This window comes from Burkholderia sp. BCC1047 (assembly GCF_902833155.1).
In the GTDB taxonomy this organism is placed as follows: domain Bacteria; phylum Pseudomonadota; class Gammaproteobacteria; order Burkholderiales; family Burkholderiaceae; genus Burkholderia; species Burkholderia sola.
The window spans coordinates 14,996-31,519 of record NZ_CADFEH010000039.1 but is presented as its reverse complement, the minus strand read 5'-3'; the positions used below and the strand labels follow the sequence as shown (position 1 = coordinate 31,519).

The following is a 16,524-nucleotide window of genomic DNA, read 5'->3' as shown; positions in this document are numbered from 1 at the left end:
AGCGGGGCCAGTAGCGCGCGACACGATCCCGGACGATACTGGCGAAATCGACCGTTTCGCGAGGTGAATCATGCGTATTGGGATGTGGGCCGGCGTGTGCGCCGTCCTGCTGGCGGGGTGCAGCGCGGGGACGCCGCCGCTCGCCGGCAACTGGCGCGCGCCGTCGTTCGTCGACTTGCAGACGTCGTGCGGCGGCGCCGTGCGCGACTGGGGCGCGGACGCGCAGCCGGTCTATTCGACGCTGTACGACGCGTACGTCGCGAAACGGTATCGCGGGCTGACCGAAGCGAACTATTGCGCGTTCGTAAACGAACTTTCGACCCACTATGTGGCGCCTGATGCGGCGGCACGCGCGGGCTGGATCGCGTATTTCAACGGGGCGCGCGCAGGCCATCAGCTGGCGGGCGGCGGTCGATCCGACGCTGCGCGGCGGTTGAAGCCGGCGGCGAACGGGCAGGCGGGAGGCGGAAACGACCGCGCGGCCGGATGCCGGCCGCGCGATCAGGTCAAGGTCGGGAACGGCGGGGCTTACGAATAGCGGTACTTGACGGATCGCAGCGTGGCGTCGCCGGTCTCGGTCACGCAGTATCTGCGCCCCGAGCCGAGCCCTTCCAGGCGGACGAGCTGTTGTTCGAGCAGGATGTCCAGTTCATCCCGATCCATGTCGCGCTGATCAGGCGCGTCCTTCACAAGCAAGAGCGTGGCGAATTCATGCGGACTCAGCATCGTTCTCTCCATGGCAATCGGACTGCCCGCGCGGCCGGCGCATACGCCGACGCGCGATACCCCGCAGGGGTATGGCTTGGGGGGAAAGCTGTCTTTGCCGACCCTGCGATTCGCACCGCCCTGGCACAGGCGGATCGGCGAACGGGCCGGGGAACTGGAGTCTAGTCGAGCGCGCACGCAACGACAAATCGTGCCCCGTTAATTTTCCGTTTGACAGAAGCGCATGCCACAAGCGGTTCGTGCGCGGCGCCAACTTCTTGATTTCACTTGAAGTTTCAGGTGCGGTGCAGCATCGCAACCGTCATTCCGCGACGTACACCTGGGTGCCGGCGGCGGCCACCGTATCGGCCATGTCGGGCGGCAGCGGCTTGTCGGTGAAGAGCGCGTGCACCTGGCTCAGATGGCCCTGGCGCACGAGCGCCGGGCGGCCGACCTTCGAATGATCGGTGACGAGGTACACCGTGCGCGCATGCTGCATGATCGCCTCGGCGACGCGCACCTCGCGCGTGTCGAAATCGCGCAGCGTGCCGTCGGCTTCGATCGCCGACGTGCCGATGATCGCGTAGTCGACCTTGAACTGCCGGATGAAGTCGATCGCGAGCTCGCCGACGATGCCCTTGTCCCACGGCCGCACGATGCCGCCCGTGATCAGCACCTCGCAGTCGGGGTAGCCGCTCATCATCGACGCGACGTTCAGGTTGTTCGTGATCACGTGCAGCCCGTGATGGCGGTTCAGCGCGCGCGCGACTTCCTCGGTCGTCGTGCCGAGGTTGATGAACAGCGACGCCTGGTCGGGGATGTGCGACGCCGCGAGCGCCGCGATGCGCCGCTTCTCGTCGTGGAACATCCGCTGGCGCGCGGTGTACGACACGTTCTCCGAGCTGGTCGGCAGGCTCGCGCCGCCGTGATAGCGGCGCAGCAGGTTCAGGTCGGCAAGCCAGTTCACGTCGCGGCGGATCGTCTGCGGCGTGACCGCGAAGTGCGCGGCGAGATCGTCGACGGTCACGAAGCCGTCGCGCTGCACCCATTCGAGCAATTCCTGCTGGCGCGCGTTGAGGGTGAGGCGGGGATCTCGGGTCATGGCTCGATGGTCGTGTCGTGAGACGGAGCGGGTATTGTAAGGGCGGCAACGGCGTTCGGCCGGCCTGCCGGACATCGGCGCGTATGATTCATGCGGAAATGGCATGGATTCATGTGACAAATGAATTTGTGCGATCAGGCCGATCGCGCTGCAATGGCGGATTGCCCGTTCGTACGGGCCCGTTCATTCAGCTTTCGACGAGGTGGTCTCGATGAGTGGCTTCAACTGGCACAACCCGTATCCGTCGACCCGCATTCCGGTGTTCGCGCGCAACGTCGTGTCGACGTCGCATCCGCTGGCCGCGCAGGCCGGGCTGCGGATGCTGTGGAAGGGCGGCAACGCGGTCGACGCGGCGCTGGCCGCGGCCGCCGCGATCACGGTCGTCGAGCCCGTGTCGTGCGGGCTCGGCGGCGATGCGTTCGCGCTCGTGTGGGATGGCGAGCGACTGTCGGGACTCAACGCATCGGGCGTCGCGCCGGCCGCATGGAACGTCGACTACTTCCGCAAGCGTCACGGCGAGGACGCGCGCGGCATCGCGAACAAGCCGACGCGCGGCTGGGACACCGTCACCGTGCCGGGCGTGATCGCAGGCTGGGAAGCGCTGCACGCGAAGTTCGGTTCGCTGCCGTTCGCGGACCTGCTCGAGCCGGCGATCGAGATCGCGGAACGCGGCTTTTCGGTGCCGCCGATCGTCGCGCACAAGTGGGCGGCGGCCGTCCCCGAACTGCAGGGCCTGCCCGGTTTCGCGGACACCTTCATGCCGCGCGGCCGCGCGCCGCTCGTCGGCGAACGCGTGTGCCTGCCCGGTCATGCGCAGACGCTGCGCACGCTCGCGAAGGACGGCGCGCGGGCGTTCTACGAAGGCGCGCTCGCCGAGCGTATCGCCGCGTTCGCGCGCGAAGGCGGCGGCGCGCTGACCGAAGCCGACCTGCGCGCGTACCGGCCGGAATGGGTCGAGCCGATCGGCAAGCGCTTCGGCCGTCACACGATTCACGAGATCCCGCCGAACGGGCAGGGCATCGCCGCGCTGATCGCGCTCGGCATCGCCGAGCACGCGGGCGTGACCGAGTGCCCGGTCGACTCGGTCGATTCGCAGCATCTGCAGATCGAGGCGATGAAGCTCGCGTTCGCCGACGTCTATCGCTACGTCGCCGATCCGCGCGCGATGGACGTCACGCCCGAACAGATGCTCGACGATGCGTATCTCGCCGAACGCGCGAAGCTGATCGATCGCGCGCGTGCGACGCACTTCGCCGCCGGCCGTCCGCATTCGGGCGGCACGATCTACCTGTCGGCGGCCGACGAGCGCGGGATGATGGTGAGCTTCATCCAGTCGAACTACATGGGCTTCGGCTCGGGGCTCGTCGTGCCCGGCGCCGGCATTGCGCTGCAGAACCGCGGGCACGGCTTCTCGATGGACCCGGCTTCGCCGAACGTCGTCGCGGGCGGCAAGCGGCCGTTCCACACGATCATCCCGGCGTTCGTTACCGAGGAAGCCAATGGCCGCACCGAGGCCGTGATGAGCTTCGGCGTGATGGGCGGCGACATGCAGCCGCAGGGCCATCTGCAGACCGTCGTGCGGATGCTCGGCTATGGCCAGCAGCCGCAGGCCGCGTGTTGCGCGCCGCGCTGGAAGGTCAATCGCGACTTCACGCTCGACGTCGAGGCGACGATGAACCGCGCGACGGTCGACGCGCTGGCCGCCCGCGGCCATACGATCCAGTCGATCGACGATCCTTACATGGATTTCGGTTCCGGGCAGTTCGTGTGGCGGCTCGATCCCGACGATCCGGAGCGCGGCTACGTGGCCGCGAGCGACAGCCGGCGCGATGGGCTCGCGGCCGGTTTCTGACGGATCGCTTCCAGCTTTCTTTGCAATTGCCCAGCATTACGGGCGGCCCGGCGGCCGCCCGTTTCGTTTGGCGCGGCGGATCTGGTCGACCGCGCGCAAGCGGTTTGAAGGACTCGTCTAACGAACGGCAACGGACGCCGTGGAACTGCGCCTGTCGGGTATGGTCAGTGCTCTGGAGCACGAACTTCAAAGTCCGGCTAAGATGCCAGGATGGTTCGGCCGGACCGACTCACTATAAACGCAAGTAAAACGCCGCCTGCGGATCGGCTGGCGCCTGTGCCCCAGGCATGGGCCGGCCTCCGCGCGACGACTGGGAGCGCACTACCATGGACACCAAAACGACGCATGTGATGCCGTGGCGTATCGAGGACATCGACCTGAACCGGATCGATCGTCAGCGTGCCGCCGCGAACGAGGATCTGCTGCTGCTGCTGTGCGCGTCGTCGTTCATCGAAAGCGGCTCGGATCTCTATACGAGCAATCTGAGCGAATTCTTCAATGACGATCCGGAAGTCTCCGCATGGCTCAACAATGCATGGGAGCCCGAAGAATTGCAGCACGGCCGCGCGCTGAAGGCGTATATCGCGCACGTGTGGCCCGAGTTCGACTGGGATACGGCCTTCGCGAATTTCTTCGCCGAGTATTCGAAGACGTGCTCGGTCGAGGCATTCGAAAAGACCCGCGCGCTCGAAATGGTCGCACGCTGCGTCGTCGAGACGGGCACGGCCACGCTCTATCGCGCGATCAACGAATGCTCGGACGAGCCGGTGCTGAAGGAAATCACCGACAACATCCGCACGGACGAAGTGCGTCACTACAAGCACTTCTTCAAGTTCTTCAAGAAGTACAACCAGGTCGAAGGCAACGGCCGGCTCGCGGTGCTCGGTGCGCTCGCGCGCCGTGTGATGGAAATCAAGAACGAGGATTCCGAGATCGCGCTGCGCCACGTGTTCGCGATCCGCTATCCGGACCGCGTCGGCGACAGCCAGTACAACCGCGAGCGCGCCGCGCGCATCAATTCGCTGGTCCGGCGCAACCTGTCGGCCGACATGTGCGTGAAGATGCTGCTCAAGCCGCTCGACCTGCCCGCGAAGATCCAGCCGGGCGTCCACTATCCGCTCACGAAGATCACGCGGCACGTTTTCCTGCGCTGATCGCCGCGGGGCGGCCCGTCGCGCGTATGCTGGCGCATCCTCATCCGATCCGCAGCCGGGCCACGCCATCATGACCGATACCCATCGCCACGCACTCGAACAATGGACGTTCGATGCGTGGCCGTCCGCCGTCGTGTCGCGGTTCGACGGCACCGCGCTCGAGCGTCATGCCGACGTCGCCGCGTCGCTGATCGTCGCGACCGACGACGGCCAGTTGCGCACGACGCTGCTCGGCGTCGGCGAGATCTACGCGCACGATGCGCGCACGCTGCTGATCGCGCTCTGGCCGCAGTCGCGGGCGGCGCGCGCGATCGCGCAACGGCGCACGGCCGCGTTGACGCTGGTCGCGGACGGGGCATTCTTTCAGGCGCAACTGGAGATGATGCCGCTCGAAGGGGACTTCGGCGGGCTGGCCGGATTCGCTGCGACGATCGCGCACGGCGATGCGCAGCGGGTCGGCTATGCGCGTCTCGCGACAGGCGTCACGTTCACGCTGGAAGGGGAGCGCGCCGCGGTGCTCGCACGCTGGCAACGCCAGATCGAGCACCTGCGGCGCGCGGCCGCGCGGCTTCAGTGACCGCGCTGGCCGCTGCGCGACGAACGGTTGCGGTTCGGATGCGCGGCGTTGCCGCTTGCCGGGCGGGCGCCGTTGGCGCCGCCTGCCGGACGTCCGCCGCTATTGCCACCCGCGCCGGCGCCGCCTTGCGTGCGCGGCTTCGCGGCCTTCTGCTGTGCAGCCTTCGGTTGCGATGCCTTCGGTTGCGCGTTGCCGTCGCGTTTCGCGGCCGGCTGGCCTGAGCCGCCGGCACGCGGCTGGCGATTGCCGCCGCCACCGCCGCCGCCGCGCGGTTGCTGCTGGCCGCGGCGTTGCTGGATCGGCTCCGGCTTCGCGTTCGGATCGGGTTCGAAGCCCGCGATCACTTCCTGCGGGATCTCGCGCTTGATCAGCCGCTCGATGTCGCGCAGCAGCTGCTTCTCGTCGACGCACACGAGCGACACGGCTTCGCCGGTCGCGCCCGCGCGGCCCGTGCGGCCGATCCGGTGCACGTAATCCTCGGGCACGTTCGGCAGGTCGAAGTTGACGACGTGCGGCAACTGGTCGATGTCGATCCCGCGCGCGGCGATATCGGTCGCGACGAGCACCTGCAGCGTGCTGTTCTTGAACTCGGCCAGCGCGCGCGTACGCGCCGACTGGCTCTTGTTGCCGTGGATCGCCATCGCGCTGATGCCGTCCTTCGTCAGTTGCTCGGCGAGCCGGTTCGCGCCGTGCTTGGTGCGCGTGAACACGAGCACCTGGAACCAGTTGTGTTCGCGGATCAGGTGCGTGAGCAGCTCGCGCTTGCGGTCGCGGTCGACCGGATGGATCTTCTGCGCGACGCTCTCGGCGGTCGTGTTGCGGCGGGCGACCTCGATCAGCGCGGGCGAGTCGAGCAGGCTGTCGGCGAGCGCCTTGATTTCATCGGAGAAGGTGGCCGAGAACAGCAGGTTCTGGCGCTGCGGCGGCAGCTTCGCGAGCACGCGCTTGATGTCGTGGATGAAGCCCATGTCGAGCATCCGGTCGGCTTCGTCGAGCACGAGGATGTCGAGATCCGACAGGTCGATGGTCTTCTGCTGCATGTGGTCGAGCAGGCGCCCCGGCGTCGCGACGACGATGTCGACGCCGCGCTTGAGCGCATCGATCTGCGGATTGATGCTGACGCCGCCGAACATCACGGTCGAGCGCAGCTTCAGGTACTTGCTGTACGCGCGCACGCTTTCCTCGACCTGGGCGGCGAGTTCGCGCGTCGGCGTGAGGATCAGCGCGCGCACCGCGCGCTTCGCGCCACGGTGCTCGGCGTAGAACGTGTGCAGGCGTTGCAGGATCGGCAGCGTGAAGCCGGCGGTCTTGCCGGTGCCGGTTTGTGCGCCGGCGAGCAGGTCGCCGCCGCCGAGGACGGCCGGGATCGCCTGCTGCTGGATCGGGGTCGGCGACGTGTAGCCGAGCTCGTTGACCGCCTTGACCAGCGGTTCGGCCAGGCCGAGAGATTCGAAAGACATAGATACCACTCTTGAGTTTTATGATCGGCGATGCATCGCGCGGCCCGCGCGGCAAACCTGCATCGCTAAACAGCCAAAAAGCAAAAGGGCGCGGCCGCGGTTTCCCGCAGCCGCGCCCCGTTTGTGTGAGCCGCTTCTTAGTCGAGCGGCGCGGAACGCAGGTCGCTCACCTGTTGCGGCGAGATCGGCGTACCGTTGTTACCCCAAGACATCCGGATATACGTGACGACCGCCGCGACTTCCTGGTTCGACAGCGACTGCGCGAACGGCGGCATCCCATACGGACGCGGATTCTTGAACGTGCTCGGCGGGTAGCCGCCATTCAGCACCATGCGGATCGGGTTGACGGCCGATTCCATCATGATCGAGTGGTTGCCTGCGAGCGGCGGATAGGCCGGTGGCTTGCCCGCGCCGTTTTCGGCGTGGCAGGTCGCGCAGTTGTCCGCGTAGATCTTCTTGCCCTGGTCGAACAGCGCGTTGCCGAACTGCTTCGACGGTTCGTACTGCATGTTCTTCGGCGCTTCAGCCTTCTGCGGGATCGACTTCAGGTACGTCGACATCGCGCGCGTATCTTCGTCGGTCATGTACTGCAGGCTGTTGTGGACCACGTCCGCCATCGGGCCGAACACCGCGCCCTTCTGCGACACGCCGGCCTGCAGCAGGTCGGACAGCTCCTGCACGTGCCAGTCGCCGAGGCCGAGTTCCTTGTCGTTCGTCAGCGACGGCGCATACCAGTTCTGCAGCGGGATCAGGCCGCCGGCGAACGCCGAGGAGCTCACCGGGCCACCCATCATGTTGATCGACGTGTGGCACATCGAGCAGTGGCCGAGGCCTTCGACGAGATACGCGCCGCGGTTCCATTCGACCGACTTCGTCGGATCCGGCTTGTATTCGCCTTCCTTGAAGAACAGCGTGCGCCAGCCGATCAGCAGGTTGCGGTTGTTGAACGGGAACTTCAGTTCGTGCGGACGGCTCGGCACCGACACCGGCGCGACCGAACGCAGGTACGCGTAGATCGCGTCCGAATCGGCGCGCGTGACCTTCGTGTAGCTCGCGAACGGGAAGCCCGGGTACAGCAGGCTGCCGTCCTTCGAGCGACCGGTGTGCATCGCGCGGTAGAAGTCGTCCGACGTCCACTTGCCGATACCGTTCTGGTCGTCCGGCGTGATGTTCGGCGTGTACATCGTGCCGAACGGCGTCGCCATCGGCAGGCCGCCCGCGAACGACTTGCCGCCGCGCACGGTGTGGCACGCGATACAGTCGCCGACGCGCGCGAGGTATTCGCCCTTCTTGATCAGCGCGGCCTGGTCGGCCGGCGTGGCCGCGACGGCGGCAGCGCCGTGCAGCGTGTCGTTGCCCGGCCACAGGACCGGCACGAGGGCGGCAGCCGCGACGATCGCGACGGCCGAGAGTGCAAACAGGGACTTGCGTTTCATTGTGTCTGTCTCCCTTGCCTTATTGCGGTTCGCTGCCGCAGGCGAGCGGAGTCTTCATCGAACGCGCCGGGGCCGGCACGGGGTTGGCGGGCGCCGGTTGCGCGGCGAGCCACGCGGTCACGGCCGTCACGTCTTCGTCGGAAAGCTTCGCGGCGATGTCGTGCATGCAATCGGGCGCCTTCGCGTGGCGGTTGCCCGAGCGCCATGCGCCGAGCTGCGCGCTCAGGTAATCGGCGTGCAGGCCGACGAGGCCCGGGATCGCCGGCTGCATGCCGGTCAGCCCTGCGCCGTGGCAGGCCACGCAGGCCGGCAGCTTGCGCGACGGGTCGCCCTGCGTGACGAGCTGCTTGCCGCGTGCGAGCGTCGCGGCCGGCAGCGTCGGCTTCGCCGGCGTCGGGTACGGCGGACGTTCGGCCGAGAAGTGCTCCGCGATTTCCTTCAGGTAATCGTCGTTCAGGTACGTCAGCAGATAGTTCATCGGCGGGTACTTGCGCCGGCCGTCGCGGAAGTTGACGAGCTGGTTGTACAGGTACTCGGCCGGCTTGCCGGCAAGACGCGGGAAGTAGTCGTTGTCCGTGCCCTGGCCGTGAACGCCGTGGCATGCGGTACAGCCGCGCACGCGCTCGGCCATGGTATCGGGTGCCTTGAGCGGCGCCTGCTGGGCGTGCGCTTGCTCCGTGGGCTTGGTCTGCGCTTGGGCAGCGCTCATAAGGCCCGCGCCGCCGATCATCAGAACGGCGAGCAGCGGACGGAAGAGGCGTCTTGAAGACACACGAGACTCCATGTTTATTCGTCGGGGACCTTGTCCGGGCTACGATCGGCTCGGCGCATGGACGGCAGGACAGCCGGGCTGCTGCGACGCGGCATTCTATCATCGATGGGTAATGACGGCTATTTGGCAAAAGGACATCGGTTCCTGTCCGTTTGCGACTTGCGACAATTTGACGCGCATTGCGCCGGGGTCATGTGAACCGGCGTGCGTTTTCCCCATCGAAGACCGTACACTCGCGGGTCGCGCGGCGCCGCCTCCGCCGCAGGTCCAGTCATTTCTCCCGTTTCCGGATTCATCGATGACGTTTTCTACTGTGCCGTTGCTTGCCTCACGCTGTCCGTCCCGCTGTCCGTCCCGGTGCCGCCGCACTGCCGGCCTGCCGCTTGCGGGAGGGTGCGCGCGATGAAGTTCGACAGCTTGTGGATCGGCCAGGTCGCGCTCGCGGCGCTGATGGATGCGGCGTTCGCGATGGCGGTCGGCTCGGCGCTGCTCAAGGCGTGGCTCGGCAAGGACGGTGCGCGGCCGGTCATCGCGCCGTCGCACCCTGCATGGCTGCGTGCGCAACATTCGCTGGCCGCGGCGGCGCTGGCGCTGGTGCTCGCCGATCTCGGCTGGCTCGTCTACGAGGCCGCGACGATGAGCGGCGCGGGGCTCGGCGGCGCGTTCGCCGCGATTCCCGTCATGCTGATGCAAACGCATACGGGCTTCGCGTGGAGCGTCGCGTTCGCCGGCGCGCTGCTGCTCGCGATCGTCGCGCTCGCGAAGCCGGACGGCCCGGTCGCGCATGCGGTGCTGTGGCTCGCGGTGATCGTGGTCGCGGCCGGCAAGGCGTCGCTCGGCCATGCGGCCGACAGCGGCGTGCTGTCCGCGGCGGTCGGCGTGCAGACGCTGCACCTGCTGGCCACCGCCGTATGGGGCGGCCTCGTGCTCGCGGGCGGGCTTGCGGTGTTGCCGGCGCTGGGGACGTCGGTCGCGCGCGGCGCGCTGATCCGCATCGGCCAGCACCTGTCGCGCACGTCGATCGTCGCGGTCGTCTTCGTGCTCGGCACCGGCGTGCTCAACGCGATCCGCGGGCTCGGCGGCTCGCTCGCGCCGCTCGACGGCAGCACGTGGGGGCGCGTGTTGCTGCTGAAGCTGCTGCTCGTCGCGCTCGCGCTCGTGCTCGGCGGGCTCAACCGCTTCTCGGCGCTGCCGCGCCTGCGCCGCACCGCGTCGACCGAGGACGCGTACACGTTCCGCAACATCCTGCATCTCGAAGGGATGACGATGATCGGCGTGTTCGTCGCGGCGGCCGTGCTGTCGTTCAGCGTGCCGGGGTTCGCGGCGCTCGGCTGACGGCCGAACGGTGCGGGGCGGAGCGCCGCATGCGGGGTACGGATGCAAGAACGGCCGCCTTGTCGGGGCGGCCGTGTCGAACGCATTGCGCGGCGTGCGCCGCGCCCCGCGTCTTTCTTATCTCACGCGTTCATCACCACTCGGCGACGCTGCCGTCCGCGTGGCGCCACACCGGGTTGCGCCAGCGATGGCCGGTCTTCGCCATCTCGCGCACCTTCTCCTCGTTCACGTCGATGCCGAGCCCCGGCCCTTGCGGGATCGCGACGAAGCCATCGTCGTAGCGGAACACCTCGGGGTTGCGCAGATAGTCGAGCAGGTCGTTGCCCTGGTTGTAGTGGATGCCGAGGCTCTGTTCCTGGATGAACGCGTTGTAGCTGATCGCGTCGAGCTGCAGGCACGCGGCGAGCGCGATCGGCCCGAGCGGGCAATGCAGCGCGAGCGCGACGTCGTAGCTTTCCGCGAGCGTCGCGATCTTGCGGCACTCGGTGATGCCGCCCGCGTGCGATGCGTCCGGCTGGATGATGTCGACGTAGCCGCCCGCGAGGATGTGCTTGAAGTCCCAGCGCGAGTACAGCCGCTCGCCGAGCGCGATCGGCGTGTTGGTCTGGTTGACGATGTCGCGCAGCGCCTCGGCGTTCTCCGACAGCACCGGCTCCTCGATGAACATCAGCTTGTACGGGTCGAGTTCCTTCGCGAGCACCTTCGCCATCGGCTTGTGCACGCGGCCGTGGAAGTCGACGCCGATCCCGACGTGCGGGCCGACCGCGTCGCGCACCGCCGCGACGTTCGCGATCACCTGCTCGACCTTGTCGTAGGTGTCGACGATCTGCAGCTCCTCGGAGCCGTTCATCTTCACGGCCTTGAAGCCGCGCTCGACCACCGCGCGCGCATTGTTCGCGACGTCGCTCGGCCGGTCGCCGCCGATCCACGAGTACACCTTGATGCGATCGCGCACCTGGCCGCCGAGCAGCGCGTGCACGGGCACGCCGTGATGCTTGCCCTTGATGTCCCACAGCGCCTGGTCGACGCCCGCGATCGCGCTCATCATGATCGGGCCGCCGCGGTAGAAGCCCGCGCGGTACATCACCTGCCAGTGATCCTCGATCAACAGCGGGTCGCGGCCGACCAGGTAGTCGGCCAGTTCCTGCACGGCGGCCTCGACCGTGTGCGCGCGGCCTTCGACGACGGGCTCGCCCCAGCCGATGATGCCCTCGTCGGTTTCGATCTTGAGGAAGAGCCACCGGGGCGGGACGACGAACGTTTCGAGGCGGGTGATTTTCATGAGGCTAGTCTCCATGATTGACCGGCGCGCCCGCGCGGGCGCGGCGCACGATCCGTGCTTTCACGGTTATCCTAGCGTAGTCGAATAAAAAATAGTATTAATAGCATTAATGTGCAGATAGTGGGCAGCCGCCCGACGGAGAACGATCATTCAACGCGACCTGCATGGACAGACGGCCTTCCGGCTCGCGACGGCGATCCTGCGCGGCGACTATCCGCCCGAATCGCTGCTGCCGAGGGAACCCGACCTGATGGAGATGTACGGCGTGAGCCGCACGGTGATGCGCGAGGCGCTGCGCACGCTGACGTCGAAGGGGCTGGTCGAATCGCGGCCGAAGGTCGGCACGCGCGTGCGGCCGCGCCGTGCGTGGAACCTGCTCGATGCTGACCTGCTCGACTGGTATGCGCGCGTCGCGCCGCCGCTCGCGTTCGCGCTGAAGCTGCAGGAAATGCGCGAGATGATCGAGCCGCACGCGGCCGCGCTCGCCGCGCGCACCCATACGCCCGAAGCCTTCGACGCGATCGACGGCGCGGTGCGCGCGATGGCCGCCGCGCGCAACGTCGACGAATGGGTACGCGCCGACCTGCACTTTCACCTGAGCGTGCTGGAGGCCGGCGGCAACGAGCTGCTGGTGCCGCTCGGCGCGCTGATCGATCGGACGCTCGAGGCGCAACTGCAGCTGAACGCGCGCCGGGCAGACGTGTACAACGCGTCGCTTGCCGAGCACACGGCCGTCAGCGACGCGATTCGCGTGCGCGACGAAGACGGCGCGCGCCGCGCGATGGCGACGCTGCTCGCGGTGACGCGCGCGCGGATCGAGATGTCGTGACGGGAGCGGGGCGAAGCGCGCCGTCAGGCGTTCGCGCAGCCGCCCGGCTTGTGGATGCGTTCCGTCGACGGCGGGTACTTCGCGAGCAGGCTCGCCGGTCGCCGCGGCCGCGCGACCAGGTCGCCGCCGCAGTTCGGGCAGCGGCCCTTCAGCACGTCGTCCGCGCAAGTCGCGCAGAACGTACATTCAAATGTACAGATGCGCGCTTCCGCCGAATCGGGCGGCAGGTCCTTGTCGCAGCATTCGCAGCCGGGGCGCAGTTCGAGCATGAGGGTCTCCTGGGTCGATGACGGATGGGCGCCGCCCGGACATTGCGTGCGGCGCGTGCGAGCGCTACTGTACGCGTTTGGATCGGCCCGGCCAACGGCGTCCCGCCCGGGCGCCGTCGCTGCGCACGGGCTGCACCGGGAGACGACCATGCTTTATCGCGGAAGCTGTCATTGCGGCGACGTGACGTTCGAGGCGGAAGGCGACCTGCAGGGCGTGATGGCGTGCAACTGCTCGATCTGCCAGCGCAAGGGCGCGCTGATGTGGTTCGTGCCGCGCGACCACATGACGCTGCTGACGCCCGACGAAAATCTCGCGACCTACCTGTTCAACAAGCACGTGATCCGGCATCGCTTCTGCAAGCGGTGCGGGATTCATGTATTCGGCGAAGGCGTCCATCCGGACGGCACCGCGATGGCCGCGATCAACGTGCGCTGCGTCGAGGGCGTCGATCTCGACGCGCTGCCCGTCACGCACTACGACGGCCGCTCGCGCTGAGCGGCGCGCCGTTGCGGGCGCCTGCGCGGCGCGACTCGATCACGACGGTTGCACGGCCGCCGCGTTCGGCGCAGGCGTTTCCGCCTGCGGCGCCGGGCCGGCGGTGCGCGTGCCGGCGTCGGCCGGGCGTTCGATCAGCGGCGCGAGCGCCGGCGCCATCGACTTCAGCAACTGCACGGCCATCGCGCTCGTGAAGTCGTAGCGTGCCGCATACGGCTCGTGCGCGGTCGCCGTCAGCACGCCGAAGAACCGGTCGCCGATCGCGAACACGAAGGTGCCGCTGCGGTTGACCTTGCGCGACTCGATCAGCCGCGCGCCGCGCGCATAGATGTTGAAGCGCTGGTCGCCCGTCCCGGTCTTGCCGTACACGTCGAGCGTCTTGCCGTCCGGCAGCGTGAGCCCGCCCGCGAGGCGGCGGGCGGTGCCGTGGAGCACGACGTCGCGCAGCAGCGTGCGCGCGACGTTGACGATCTCCGGCGCCAGCATCGGCTGCGGCTGCGCGGCCGCGCGCACGAAGCGGGTTTCGTACGGCGTGCCCTTCGCGAAATCGAGCCGTGTGATCGTCTCGGTCGGCGCCTTCTGGCCGCCGTTCGCGATCAGGCCGATCAGTTTCGCGAGCGCGTCGGGCTGGTCGCCCGAGGCGCCGATCGCGGCCGCGTAGGACGGCGTCACCTCCGCGAACGGGTAGCCGAGCGCGCGCCACGACTTCGTGATTTCCGCGTACGCGCGCAGCTCGACCATGCGGCGGATGCGCCGGTCCTGCGTCGCGTGGTAGCGGGTCTTGTACAGCCACGAATACGTGTAGAAACGCGCGTCGCGACTGTCGCGCTGAACGTCGGCGAGCGACGCGGCCGGGTGCGCGCGCAGGTAGTTGAGCGTCCACAGTGCGAGCGGATGGACGCTGGCGATATAGCCGCGATCGTTGAGGTTGAAGCGGTCGATCGCGTACTTCGCGTAGAGCGCGGCGAGATCGTCGTCGGACAGCGTCGCGGCCGGCGTGCCTTTCAGTTGCGCGCGCATCTGCGCATCGAACCATGCAAGCGATTCGTTCGGCGCGACGCTGCGCAGCACCGTCGCGAGCTTCGGCGGCGACTTGCGTACGTCGCGCAGCATCAGCGCGAGCGCGTCGTCGGGCGCCTTGCCCGCATAGCGCGTGTAGTAGCGCTTCACGTAGACCTGGCTTTCGCCGTCGACGAATTGCTGCAGGTAATGCTGGCGCTGCGCGGGATCGTTGAGCCACGACGACGACGGGCCGGCCGCCTGCAGCGTTTCGTAGTGGACGATGTCGCGCATCAGCCGCACGAACACGAGGTTGACCGAGTGCTCGAACGCCGCGTGCAGCGTCAGGATGCGGCCGTTGTCCGACTTCTCGAAGTTCGAGAACACCTGCGCGCCGCCGCCCGTGTAGAACACGTCCGGGCTCGCCGAATACTTGCGCTCGACGGACGCATCGAGCATCGCCTGCAGCGAACGGTCGCGCGTATGCGACAGGTAATCGAGCGCCCAGCGCGACAGCCCGTCGATCGGATCCGGTTTCACGCGCGCCAGCGCCGCGTTCGACAGGTTTGCATAGCGCGCATGCAGGTCGGCGACGATCTGCAGGTACGTGATCAGCGTGCGGAGCTTCGCGGTCGAGCCGAGGTTGATGCGGCCGCCGCGGTTCACGTCGAACGGCTGGTTCACGCTGTCGGTCTGCACGCGCAGCATGTTCGCGCCGTTGCGGTGCTCGTACAGCGTGAAGCTGTACGTGAGGTGCGACGGGTCGTCCTTCGGCGCGAGCATCTCGAAACCGTACAGGCCGGCGGCCTGCGCGCCGTCGCGCGTCGACGCCCGCGCGAGCCGCTCGGCGACCGCCTGCTGCACGCCGTTGTCGAGCGTGCTGGTGGCCTGCAGGTCGAGCTGGTCGAGCTGGTACAGGTCGCTGATGCCGAGCGCCGACAGCAGCGACGCGCGCGCGGAGGTCACGGCTTTGCGCGACACGAACGACTGCACGCGCGCGGCGGCCGGCGGCGCGCTGCGTTCGATCTGCGCGGCGAGCGCGGCATCGCGCAGCGCGGGCGAGATCACGCCGCCGTTCGACAGCAGCCGCAGGTAGCTGTCGGTCAGCTTCTGCAGCGCCGGATAGCCGCGGTTGAGGAAGTACGACGGCGCGCGCTGCGCGATCAGCAGCGACAGCGCCTCGCGGAACATCTTGCCTTGCTGGTCGACGTTGTCGCCGGTCGTCGGCGCGGACAGCACGCGGTTCACGTCGTTGAAGTCGCGGCCGTACCACGCGGCGAGGCCGTCGCCGATGCCGGTGATTTCGCCGACGTGCGGCCGCGCGGCGAGCGGCACGGAGTTCAGGTAGTGCACCACGATCGTGCGGCGCGCGAGCATCGTCTGCGGGCCGTTCAGGTACGCGCGCACCGACGCGGACGCGATCTGCCGCAGCTTCTCGGGCGGCGTCGCGGTGCGGCCTTCCGGCGAATGGCGGAATTTCTCGATCTGCGTCGCGAGCGTGCTGCCGCCCGGGCGCGCCTGATGGCGATTGACCACGTGCAGCGCCTGGTCGGCCAGCGCGCGGCTGAAGCGCCCCCAGTCGATCGCCGGGTTGCGGTTCGGTTCGTTCGCATCGAGCAGGTAGCGATCCTCGATGAACAGCAGCGAATCGGTGATCACGCGCGGCACCGTGTCGAAGTCGGCATAGACGCGCTGCGGGAACACGGTCGCGAACAGCGGCGAGCCGGTCGAATCGAACAGCATCAGGCCCGTCTGGTCTTTCTCTTCGTAAGGGAGGAACAGCCCGCGCTCGCCGAGCGACAGCATCCGCTGCGAATCGCGCGCCTGTTCGCTGACGACGAAGCCGCGCGCGAGCAGCCGCTGCTGGAATGCGGGAATCATCGCGTAGCCGAAGCGCTGGTCGTACGGGCCGTTCCCGGGGAAGCGGATGTGATCGCTCGGCCCCGCCTCGACCGTGTAGCCGACGTCGCGGGTGAGCTCGGACAGGTAGCGCGCCTGCAGCCGGGACGTTTCGATCTCGGTCTGCACCAGCCGCGCGACGATCGCCACCGCGATCAGCAGTGCGGCGAGCAAAGACCACTTGACCCACGTCCAGACCGATGCGAGACCGGTCACGCGCGGGAGGATACGATTCAGCGGCCGATTCATGGCGGCGTCTCCCTGAGGGCGCGGTTGTCCGGCCACACCCCATTAAGGATTAGTGTAGTCCTCCGCGGCGGGCTGCCAAGGGCGGTCGACTACCGAGATGCGCCGGCG

The 16,524-nt window shown here is 68.0% G+C and carries 14 protein-coding genes and 1 pseudogene; 7 read left to right on the top strand and 8 right to left on the bottom strand.

Annotated features, from left to right (window positions below):
* The first annotated feature begins 70 nt into the window (after nt 1-70).
* Nucleotides 71-437 (top strand): annotated as a pseudogene (locus HWX55_RS30190) (hypothetical protein).
* A gap of 91 nt (nt 438-528) precedes the next feature.
* On the opposite strand, the gene HWX55_RS30185 reads toward HWX55_RS30190, so the two are convergent.
* Nucleotides 529-726 carry a hypothetical protein gene (locus HWX55_RS30185; protein ID WP_050014609.1) on the bottom strand — a complete coding sequence of 66 codons (198 nt, stop codon included), beginning with the start codon at nt 724-726 and terminating at the stop codon, nt 529-531.
* A 301-nt stretch (nt 727-1,027) separates the two neighbouring features.
* Complete coding sequence (locus HWX55_RS30180) at nt 1,028-1,807, bottom strand: DeoR/GlpR family DNA-binding transcription regulator (protein ID WP_034208319.1); 780 nt, start codon at nt 1,805-1,807, stop codon at nt 1,028-1,030.
* Between the two features lie 211 nt (nt 1,808-2,018).
* Here HWX55_RS30180 and HWX55_RS30175 point away from each other — a divergent pair, with 211 nt between their 5' ends.
* The 3 genes from HWX55_RS30175 (at nt 2,019) to HWX55_RS30165 (ending at nt 5,390) form a co-directional block, all read left to right on the top strand.
* Complete coding sequence (locus tag HWX55_RS30175; protein WP_175978368.1) at nt 2,019-3,659, top strand: gamma-glutamyltransferase family protein; 1,641 nt, start codon at nt 2,019-2,021, stop codon at nt 3,657-3,659.
* A 326-nt stretch (nt 3,660-3,985) separates the two neighbouring features.
* A complete protein-coding gene (locus HWX55_RS30170) occupies nt 3,986-4,813 on the top strand; it encodes a ferritin-like domain-containing protein (protein ID WP_011546143.1) in 828 nt (275 codons plus the stop codon).
* Between the two features lie 70 nt (nt 4,814-4,883).
* A complete protein-coding gene (locus tag HWX55_RS30165; protein ID WP_175978367.1) occupies nt 4,884-5,390 on the top strand; it encodes a hypothetical protein in 507 nt (168 codons plus the stop codon).
* On the opposite strand, the gene HWX55_RS30160 is transcribed toward HWX55_RS30165, so the two are convergent.
* From HWX55_RS30160 to HWX55_RS30150, 3 genes are all read right to left on the bottom strand, one after another.
* Nucleotides 5,384-6,850 (bottom strand): DEAD/DEAH box helicase, encoded by a 1,467-nt coding sequence (locus tag HWX55_RS30160; RefSeq protein WP_175978366.1) that lies wholly within the window; start codon nt 6,848-6,850, stop codon nt 5,384-5,386. The two genes, HWX55_RS30165 and HWX55_RS30160, sit on opposite strands and share 7 nt — an antisense overlap.
* A gap of 137 nt (nt 6,851-6,987) precedes the next feature.
* The gene (locus tag HWX55_RS30155) at nt 6,988-8,286 is read right to left on the bottom strand and encodes a cytochrome c (protein WP_050014602.1); all 1,299 of its coding nucleotides are present in this window, start codon (nt 8,284-8,286) and stop codon (nt 6,988-6,990) included.
* A gap of 19 nt (nt 8,287-8,305) precedes the next feature.
* Nucleotides 8,306-9,070 (bottom strand): c-type cytochrome, encoded by a 765-nt coding sequence (locus tag HWX55_RS30150; RefSeq protein ID WP_050014600.1) that lies wholly within the window; start codon nt 9,068-9,070, stop codon nt 8,306-8,308.
* 390 nt (nt 9,071-9,460) lie between these two features.
* Here HWX55_RS30150 and HWX55_RS30145 point away from each other — a divergent pair, with 390 nt between their 5' ends.
* Complete coding sequence (locus tag HWX55_RS30145; protein WP_175978365.1) at nt 9,461-10,393, top strand: CopD family protein; 933 nt, start codon at nt 9,461-9,463, stop codon at nt 10,391-10,393.
* A 133-nt stretch (nt 10,394-10,526) separates the two neighbouring features.
* Here the strand turns inward: HWX55_RS30145 and dgoD are convergent, their stop codons facing one another.
* Nucleotides 10,527-11,675 carry a galactonate dehydratase gene (dgoD, locus tag HWX55_RS30140; RefSeq protein ID WP_050014598.1) on the bottom strand — a complete coding sequence of 383 codons (1,149 nt, stop codon included), beginning with the start codon at nt 11,673-11,675 and terminating at the stop codon, nt 10,527-10,529.
* A gap of 145 nt (nt 11,676-11,820) precedes the next feature.
* Between dgoD and HWX55_RS30135 the strand changes: the two genes are divergently transcribed.
* Nucleotides 11,821-12,504, top strand: a complete 684-nt coding sequence (locus tag HWX55_RS30135; RefSeq protein ID WP_124556520.1) for a FadR/GntR family transcriptional regulator — start codon at nt 11,821-11,823, stop codon at nt 12,502-12,504.
* Nucleotides 12,505-12,527: 23 nt separating this feature from the next.
* On the opposite strand, the gene HWX55_RS30130 is transcribed toward HWX55_RS30135, so the two are convergent.
* Nucleotides 12,528-12,773, bottom strand: coding sequence for a DUF1272 domain-containing protein (locus tag HWX55_RS30130; protein ID WP_006483256.1), 246 nt, complete (start codon nt 12,771-12,773; stop codon nt 12,528-12,530).
* A gap of 148 nt (nt 12,774-12,921) precedes the next feature.
* Between HWX55_RS30130 and HWX55_RS30125 the strand changes: the two genes are divergently transcribed.
* Nucleotides 12,922-13,269 (top strand): GFA family protein, encoded by a 348-nt coding sequence (locus HWX55_RS30125; RefSeq protein ID WP_175978364.1) that lies wholly within the window; start codon nt 12,922-12,924, stop codon nt 13,267-13,269.
* 39 nt (nt 13,270-13,308) lie between these two features.
* Here HWX55_RS30125 and HWX55_RS30120 read toward each other — a convergent pair whose 3' ends face one another.
* The gene (locus tag HWX55_RS30120) at nt 13,309-16,416 is read right to left on the bottom strand and encodes a transglycosylase domain-containing protein (protein WP_175978363.1); all 3,108 of its coding nucleotides are present in this window, start codon (nt 16,414-16,416) and stop codon (nt 13,309-13,311) included.
* Nucleotides 16,417-16,524: the final 108 nt, after the last annotated feature.

What these genes read in the sequence shown, in the direction of transcription:
- HWX55_RS30185 (WP_050014609.1), bottom strand. Translation starts at nt 726, where the DNA reads ATGCTGAGTCCGCATGAATTCGCCACGCTCTTGCTTGTGAAGGACGCG.
- HWX55_RS30180 (WP_034208319.1), bottom strand. Translation starts at nt 1,807, where the DNA reads ATGACCCGAGATCCCCGCCTCACCCTCAACGCGCGCCAGCAGGAATTG.
- HWX55_RS30175 (WP_175978368.1), top strand. Translation starts at nt 2,019, where the DNA reads ATGAGTGGCTTCAACTGGCACAACCCGTATCCGTCGACCCGCATTCCG.
- HWX55_RS30170 (WP_011546143.1), top strand. Translation starts at nt 3,986, where the DNA reads ATGGACACCAAAACGACGCATGTGATGCCGTGGCGTATCGAGGACATC.
- HWX55_RS30165 (WP_175978367.1), top strand. Translation starts at nt 4,884, where the DNA reads ATGACCGATACCCATCGCCACGCACTCGAACAATGGACGTTCGATGCG.
- HWX55_RS30160 (WP_175978366.1), bottom strand. Translation starts at nt 6,850, where the DNA reads ATGTCTTTCGAATCTCTCGGCCTGGCCGAACCGCTGGTCAAGGCGGTC.
- HWX55_RS30155 (WP_050014602.1), bottom strand. Translation starts at nt 8,286, where the DNA reads ATGAAACGCAAGTCCCTGTTTGCACTCTCGGCCGTCGCGATCGTCGCG.
- HWX55_RS30150 (WP_050014600.1), bottom strand. Translation starts at nt 9,070, where the DNA reads ATGGAGTCTCGTGTGTCTTCAAGACGCCTCTTCCGTCCGCTGCTCGCC.
- HWX55_RS30145 (WP_175978365.1), top strand. Translation starts at nt 9,461, where the DNA reads ATGAAGTTCGACAGCTTGTGGATCGGCCAGGTCGCGCTCGCGGCGCTG.
- dgoD (WP_050014598.1), bottom strand. Translation starts at nt 11,675, where the DNA reads ATGAAAATCACCCGCCTCGAAACGTTCGTCGTCCCGCCCCGGTGGCTC.
- HWX55_RS30130 (WP_006483256.1), bottom strand. Translation starts at nt 12,773, where the DNA reads ATGCTCGAACTGCGCCCCGGCTGCGAATGCTGCGACAAGGACCTGCCG.
- HWX55_RS30125 (WP_175978364.1), top strand. Translation starts at nt 12,922, where the DNA reads ATGCTTTATCGCGGAAGCTGTCATTGCGGCGACGTGACGTTCGAGGCG.
- HWX55_RS30120 (WP_175978363.1), bottom strand. Translation starts at nt 16,416, where the DNA reads ATGAATCGGCCGCTGAATCGTATCCTCCCGCGCGTGACCGGTCTCGCA.